Source organism: uncultured Sphingomonas sp., from assembly GCF_964250165.1.
Taxonomy (GTDB): domain Bacteria; phylum Pseudomonadota; class Alphaproteobacteria; order Sphingomonadales; family Sphingomonadaceae; genus Sphingomonas.
Genome location: NZ_CAXUEK010000098.1, coordinates 1 through 7165 on the forward strand (window position 1 = coordinate 1; position 7165 = coordinate 7165).

Annotated in this window: 6 protein-coding genes; 3 read left to right on the top strand and 3 right to left on the bottom strand. The window is 71.8% G+C overall.

The annotated features are described in order from the left end of the window. The 3 genes from ACFE64_RS14220 to ACFE64_RS14230 form a co-directional block, all read left to right on the top strand. Positions 1-1674 (top strand): ribonuclease E/G (locus ACFE64_RS14220; protein WP_375393114.1); only part of this gene is annotated, 1674 nt, incomplete at its 5' end. A gap of 204 nt (positions 1675-1878) precedes the next feature. Then, positions 1879-3231 (top strand): M48 family metalloprotease, encoded by a 1353-nt coding sequence (locus tag ACFE64_RS14225; RefSeq protein ID WP_375393115.1) that lies wholly within the window; start codon positions 1879-1881, stop codon positions 3229-3231. Then, positions 3228-3923 (top strand): DsbA family protein, encoded by a 696-nt coding sequence (locus ACFE64_RS14230; RefSeq protein ID WP_375393116.1) that lies wholly within the window; start codon positions 3228-3230, stop codon positions 3921-3923. Before ACFE64_RS14225 ends, ACFE64_RS14230 begins: the two co-directional genes overlap by 4 nt. Positions 3924-3993: 70 nt before the next feature. Here ACFE64_RS14230 and ACFE64_RS14235 read toward each other — a convergent pair whose 3' ends face one another. The 3 genes from ACFE64_RS14235 to ACFE64_RS14245 form a co-directional block, all read right to left on the bottom strand. Next, on the bottom strand, positions 3994-5868 hold the full coding sequence (locus ACFE64_RS14235; RefSeq protein ID WP_375393117.1) for a CocE/NonD family hydrolase: 1875 nt from the start codon (positions 5866-5868) through the stop codon (positions 3994-3996). Positions 5869-5950: 82 nt separating this feature from the next. Further along, complete coding sequence (locus tag ACFE64_RS14240) at positions 5951-6694, bottom strand: CPBP family intramembrane glutamic endopeptidase (RefSeq protein WP_375393118.1); 744 nt, start codon at positions 6692-6694, stop codon at positions 5951-5953. Further along, a partial coding sequence (locus ACFE64_RS14245) for a fructose-bisphosphatase class II (RefSeq protein ID WP_375393119.1) occupies positions 6691-7165 on the bottom strand: 475 nt, incomplete at its 5' end. The genes ACFE64_RS14245 and ACFE64_RS14240, both read right to left, overlap by 4 nt.

Sequence of the window (7165 nt, forward strand, 5' to 3'; positions counted from 1 at the left end):
TCGGGCGGCTATCTGGTCATCAACCCGACCGAGGCGCTGGTCTCGATCGACATCAACTCGGGCCGCTCGACACGCGAGCACAATATCGAGCAGACCGCGACCCAGACCAATCTGGAAGCCGCGCAGGAGATCGCCCGCCAGCTGCGCCTGCGCGACATGGCAGGGCTGGTCGTCATCGACTTCATCGACATGGACAATGGCAGCAATGTCCGGAAGGTCGAGAAGGCGATGAAGGAAGCGCTCAAGGACGATCGCGCCCGCATCCAGGTCGGCCGCATCTCGTCTTTCGGGCTGATGGAGATGAGTCGCCAGCGGCTGCGCACCGGCGTGCTGGAGGCCTCGACGCGGGGCTGCCCGCATTGCGAGGGCACGGGGCTGGTCCGCACCGCCTCGTCCGCCGGGTTGTCGGCGCTGCGCCTGATCGAGGACGAGGCCGCGCGCGGCCGCGGCTCGATCCTGACGCTGCGCGCCAGCCAGGAGGCCGCCATCTACGTCCTCAACCGCAAGCGCGCCGACATCGCCGAGATCGAGGACCGCTACGGCGTCTCGGTCGAGATCCTGCCCGACCGCGAGGAGGAGGGCGCGCGCATGTCGGTCGAGGCGTCCGGCCCGCCGCCGGCGCACGCGCCCCGCATCGAGCCGCTGCTCGCGGTCGAAGAGGACGAGGAGGATCTTCCCGACGAGATCGAGGACGAGGAGGACGAGGAAGAGATCGAGGTGGAGGCCGAAGCGCCCCGCCGCGAGGAGCGCGCCGCCGCCGAAGGCTCCGGCGAGCGGGGCCGCAAGCGCCGCCGCCGCGGGCGCCGCGGCCGCAACCGCGACGAGGGCGCACCCGCGTCCGAGGCGGCGATTGAAGCCGGCGAGGGCGATCTCGATGGCGAGGCCGATCGCGAGGCCGAGTTCGTCGGCGAGCAGCCCACCGACAGCGGCGAGCCGCAGGAGGGCGGCGACGAGCAGGGCAGTCGTCGTCGCCGCGGGCGCCGCGGGCGGCGCGGTCGCCGTGGTCCGATCGAGGCGGTCGCCGAGGCCGGGCTCGATCCCGAGTTGGACGCGGAAGCACCGGCCGACGCGGAGCCCGAGACGATCGAGGCGTCCGACGCCGGCCATGTCTCGACCACGCTCGACATCCCGACCCGCGAGGAGGACGAGAGGCCCCGCACCCGCCGCCGCCCGCGCGCCCGCGCCGCTGCCCCGGAGGCGACCGCAAGCGAGCCCGATGCTCCCGTCGACGCGGCGGAGCCGGCGGCGGAGTTCGTCGGCGAGGCACCCGTCAAGCCCAGGCGCTCGCGCCGCAAGCCCGCGAGCGCGGCGGAGGTGATCCCCACCGGGGCCGACACCGGCGACGCCGCGAACGCGATCGCCGAGGCGACGCCGCCGGCCAGGGAGGACGGGCCCGCGGAGACCCCGATGGTCGCGGACGAAGCCCCGCCGAAGCGCCGCGCCAGTCGCCGCCGGGCCCCGGCGAACGCCGCGACGCAGCCGGCACCGGTCGAGGAAGCGGTCGCCGTGACGGTCGAGGCGGCACCCGCCCCGCCGGTCGCTGCCAACGACGCGGCCGAAACGACGCTCGCCGATGACGAGGACGGCTCACTCGACACCGCCGAGTCCCCAGAGCCTGCCTCGCCCGGCGAGCCGCCGCGGCGCGGCTGGTGGCAGCGCACCTTCGGCGCCTGAACCAGCCCTCTCCTCCCCGAGCCCGCTCGGGGAGGAGCGCGCGGGCACGGGATCGGCAACGCCCGAATGTGCTTCATGACCGGTTCAGCGCGCATGCTGTCCCGTGCCGCCTTCTCCTGCTACACGAGCGGCCGTGGTCCAGCGCGTTGAACAATCACCCGGCATGAGCCGCGACATCCTCTCTCATGGTCGGGACCCGCGCGCGTGAAGCGCCTCCTCGCCGCCTTCTCCGCCGCGATCCTGGTCTGGGCGCAGCCCGCCGCCGCGCAGTCGGTGCTGCGCGACGCGGAGACCGAGGCGATGTTCGCCGACATGATGCAGCCGCTCGCCAAGGCCGCCGGCCTCCAGCCGCGCGACGTCAAGGTCGTGTTGCTGCAGGATCCGGAGATCAACGCCTTCACCGCCGGCGGTCAGACCATCTACGTCAATTCCGGCCTGCTCCAGGCCGCCGACAACGCCAATCAGGTGCAGGGCGTGCTCGCGCACGAGCTCGGCCACGTCGCCGACGGCCATGTCATCCTCGGCGATGCCGGCATGAAGCCGGCGATGGGCATCTCCATTCTCTCGATGGTGCTCGGTATCGCCGCGATCGCCGCGGGCGGCGGCGAGGCGGGCGCGGGCATCCTGGCGGCCGGCCAGCAGGCCGCGCTCGGCAAGTATCTCGCCTTCTCCCGTGTGCAGGAGGCGACCGCCGACGCCACCGGCCTCAAGTTCCTGACCGAGAGCGGCATCACCGGCAAGGGGATGCTGACCTTCTTCAAGAAGCTGCAGAACGAGGAATATTACTGGGGCGCGACGGAGAAGATCGATCCCTTCATGCAGAGCCACCCGCTGTCGCGCGAGCGTATCGCGGCGCTGGAGCACGACGCTACGACCTCGGTCGCCTGGGGCAAGACGCCCGACACCGCGCTGGAGGAACGCTTCCGCCGCATCAGGGCGAAGCTGGAGGGCTATGTGCAGCCGCCCGAGCGCACGCTGCGCGACTATCCGCCGGGCGATCAGTCGATCTATGCGCACTATGCCCGCGCCTACGCCTATCACAAGGGCGGCTTCCCGGAGAAGGCGGACGCGGAATCGGCGGCGCTGATCAGGGCGCGCCCCGACGATCCCTATTTCCAGGAGGTACGCGGCCAGATCCTGCTGGAGGCCGGCAAGCCCGCCGAGGCGCTGGCCCCGCTCAAGGCCGCCACCGAAGGCTCGCGCTACTCGCCGCTGATCGCCACCACCTATGGCCACGCGCTGATCGCGACCGAGGACAAGACCAACTATCCCGAGGCCATGCGCATCCTGCGCACCGCGGTGGCGCGCGACGACGACAATCCCTTTGCCTGGTACCAGCTCGGCACCGTCTATGAGCTGACCGGCGACGAAGCCCGCGCCGCGCTCGCCACCGCCGAGCGTGCGAGCATGACCGGCGACAGCCGCACCGCCGCGCAGTCCGCCCGGTTCGCGCTGGCGGGCCTCCCCGCCAACACCGCCGACTGGATCCGCGCGCAGGACATCGCGATGACGGAAGGCGACGCGCTCTGCGCCAAGAACAAGAAACGCTGTCGTTGAACCGCCGGCCGTTCCTGCTGACGGCGCTCGCCGGCGCCGCGCTCGGCGCGGGCGCGGTGTGGGGCGTCGACCGGCTCGGCCCGGGCGGTGCGGTCGGGCCGCAGGTGCGCGCCTATCTGCTCGGCCATCCCGAGGTGGTCGAGCAGGCGATCCAGGGCATGCAGGCGATGCAGACCGCCCGGCTCGTTGCCGCCCATCGCGACGACATCGTCATACCCTATGCCGGCGCCTGGGCGGGCGATCCCAAGGGCGATGTCACCGTGGTCGAGTATTTCGACTATAATTGCAGCTATTGCCGCGCCAGCCTGCCGGTGCTCGCGCAGCTGCTCCGCGACGACCCGCACATCCGCATCGTCTATCGCGAGCTGCCGATCCTGGCCGAGACCAGCGTCGACGCCGCCCGCGCCAGCCTCGCCGCCGCGCGCCAGGGCCGCTACGCCGCGTTCCACCAGGCGCTCTACGCCGCCGGCCCGGTCAGCGCCGCCACCATCGCCGCGGCCGCCCGCGCCGCGCATGTCGATCCCGCCCGCGTGCCGGCCGACGCCGACGCCGAGTTGCACCGCAATCGCGCCGCCTATGCCGCGCTCGGCATGGGCGGCACGCCGAGCTGGGTGGTCGGCGATCGCGTCCTCTCCGGCATCCAGCCGATCGAGACGCTGGAGGCCGCGGTCGCGGCGGCGCGAGGGAAATAGTCACCCGTTCCGTGACCGGTCGCTGTGGAACAGGCGCCAGAGCCGGATCTGGCGAGCCCGTTCGCGACGCCTACCGCATCACGGGCAGCGTCACCCGCGATCCCGCGCACACCCGCTGCTCGGCCTTGACGTAGTCGGCTGGCTTCGCCCGTGCGATGTTGGGCACGAAGCGCTCCGGGTTGCGGTCGATCATCGGAAACCAGCTCGATTGCACCTGCACCATGATCCGGTGCCCCGCCTGGAAGACATGGTCGTGGTCGCGCAGCGGCACGTCCCACGCCGTCACCTTGCCGGGCACGAGCGGCTGCGGGGCGGTGTCGCTCGCCAGGAAACGCCCGCGCCGCACCTCCATCGCGACGGGCAGCTGATAGCCGTTCAGCTGGCGCTGATAGTCGCCCAGCTTGCCCTTCTGCCCGTCAAAAGGCTGATAGTCGTCGGGCAGCACGTCGATCAGCTTCACCACCATGTCGGCGTCGGTGCCGCTGGTCGATGCCATCAGCGTCGCCGCCAGCGCACCCGTCACCGTCAGGTCGGCGGTGAGCGGCGCGGAGACGTAGCTCAACACGTCCGGCCGGTGATCCACGAAGCGCTGGTCGTCACCCTCCCAGCTGCGCCAGTCGGGGCTGAGATAGGTGCCCGACATCGGCCGCGCGCGATACGGCACCGGATTGGCGGGATCGGAGACATAGCTGCGACAGCCCTCCCCCGCCGCCGGCGCGTCGAACGACAGCGAGCCGTCCGCGCGCAGATAGAGCGCCGTCGCGGTCGCGCCCGCCGGGGGCCAGCTCTTGTAGGTCTTCCACACGTTCGCGCCCGACTGGAACATCTTCACCGCCCAGTCCGGCCGCGGCCCCTGCCGGTGCAGCCAGTAGCGGAAGAACGGCGCCTGGATCTGGTCGCGGAACTGGTCGCCGCTGGCCGTGCCCACCGGCACCGCCCCGTTCGCGACACGGTCCCCCGTGCCCTGCCAGCCGCCATGGTTCCACGGCCCCGCGACCATCTGCGCCAGATGGTCGGGGTCGTTGCGCGCCTCGCGCTCGTAGATGCGCCACGAACCCCATGGATCCTCCTGGTCCCAGAAGCCCGCGACGTTGAGCGTCGGCACCGTCGTCCGCCCCAGCGCGTCGGTCCAGCGCTGGCCGGTGTAGAAGGCGTCGTGATCGGGATGATCGAGCAGCGCGGTGAACATCGGTACCGCGCCGTGGAAGTAATCGCGGTCGATCGCCTCGGCGGACCCTTCCTTCAGGAAGAAATCGTAGGTGTCGGTGACCGGGTAGAGGAAGTCCTTGTCCTGCGTCTTGTCGAGCTGAAGCGAGGACACCCAGTCGGTCGCGTAGGTCAGCCGCAGCGCACCGTTGCGGTGCAGGTCGTCCGACTGCCAGTAATCGATCCACGCCGCCTGCGGGCTCACCGCCTTCAGCGCCGGATGCGGGTGGACCAGCGCGATCCCGGCCGCGAAGCCGGGATAGGAGACGCCCCACATGCCGACCCGGCCGTTATTGGGCTTCACGTTCTTAACCAGCCAGTCGATCGTGTCATAGGCGTCGGTGGACTCGTCGGTCGCCCTGGCGTCGCCCGGATGCACCGCGGTCGACAGCGTGAACACGCCATCCGACTTGAAGCGGCCGCGCATCGACTGGAACACCAGGATATAGCCGTCGTCCACCAGCGACTTGTAGTGCTCGGAATACCCCGCCGGCAGCGCCGCGGTGGGCACGCCATAGGGCGTGCGCTGAAGCAGGATCGGCAGCGGCCCGGCCTTGTCCCTCGGCCGCATGATGACGGTCTGCAGCTTCGCCCCGTCACGCATCGGCACCATCACCTCCTCGAAGGTGAAGATCGACGGCGCCGGTGCGGCCGGGGCGGGCGACTGCGCGGGCGAAACGCCGGGTGCGCCAAGGGCCATGGGGGCGGCGAGCAGGGCGGCGAGCAGGATGCGGCGCATAGGTTACTCCGTTGACGCCAGCTGCATACTCATTCCTCCCCGGCACGGGGAGGGGGACCATGCGAAGCATGGTGGAGGGGGCTCAGAACGGAGCGGTTCGCTGGTGACGGAGCCCCTCCACCCAGCGCCGCAGCGCCGGCTTGGCGACCAGGTGGACGAGGTCGCCGAACGCGTGCAGCGCCATCAGCAGCGGCAGGCTGGCGGTGAGCAGATAGGCGAAGGCCATCACCGCCCCCGCGATGGTGGTCGCCAGCACGCCGCGCCAGCCCTGATAGCGATGCGCCGCCCCGAACAGCAGCGTCGCGCCGGCGAACCCCGCTGCGGCGCTCCCGCAGGCCTGCGTCGCCAGCAACGGCAGCAGCAGACGGAAATAGGCTTCCTCCGTCACCCCGGCGGTCGCCGCCACCGCCGCCGCCCAGGGATAGTCGCGCGGATGGCTGGGGATGAGCCCGCGCGCATCGCCGAACAGCGTTCCCTCCGGCCGCCCGCGCCGCGCGCGCCATGCTGTGAGGAGCAGGACCAGCGCCCCGCCGAGCACCACGCCGCCGATGCAGGACCAGGCGAGCGCCCGCCGATCCGCAGCGTCGAACCGGTCGAGGCCGAGCAACGTGCGCGCCGGCGCGAACTCCGCCGGCAGCCGCCACAGCGTCGCCCAGCGCCCCGTCGCGCCCAGGATCAGGACCGTCGGCAATCCGAAGCGGAGCCACTGCCCCGCCGCCAGCCGCCGATAGCGCCGCCCGTCGCGCGCGCGCCGCCCGCGCCGCGCCAGCGCGTGCAGCAGCGGCGCGAGCGCCAGGACCAGCAGCAGCGCCGGGAGCGGCCTCAAGCCAGCCGGTGCTCGCCCCTCACCCAGCGCACGGTGCCGGACGAGGCGCGCATCACCACGCTTTCGGTATGGACCACGCCGTCCCGCCGCTTCACGCCCTTGAGGAGCGAACCGTCCGTGACGCCGGTCGCGGCGAAGATGGCGTCGCCGCGCACCAGATCCTCCAGCTGATAGATGCGATCGAGGTCGGTGACGCCCCATTTCGCCGCGCGCCCGCGCTCGTCGTCGTTGCGGAACAGCAGCCGCCCCTGGAACTGTCCGCCGACGCAGGTCAGCGCCGCCGCCGCCAGCACGCCCTCCGGCGCCCCGCCCGAACCCATGTAGATGTCGACCGTCGTCTCCGGGTTGGTCACGGCGATCACGCCCGCCACGTCGCCGTCGGGGATGAGCATGATGCCGCAGCCGACCTGGCGCAGCTCGGCGATCAGCGCCTCGTGCCGCGGGCGGTCGAGCACGCAGGCGATGATCTCG

Excerpts from the sequence above, each read along its gene's own strand:
- ACFE64_RS14235 (WP_375393117.1), bottom strand. The coding sequence starts at position 5,868 with ATGCGCCGCATCCTGCTCGCCGCCCTGCTCGCCGCCCCCATGGCCCTT.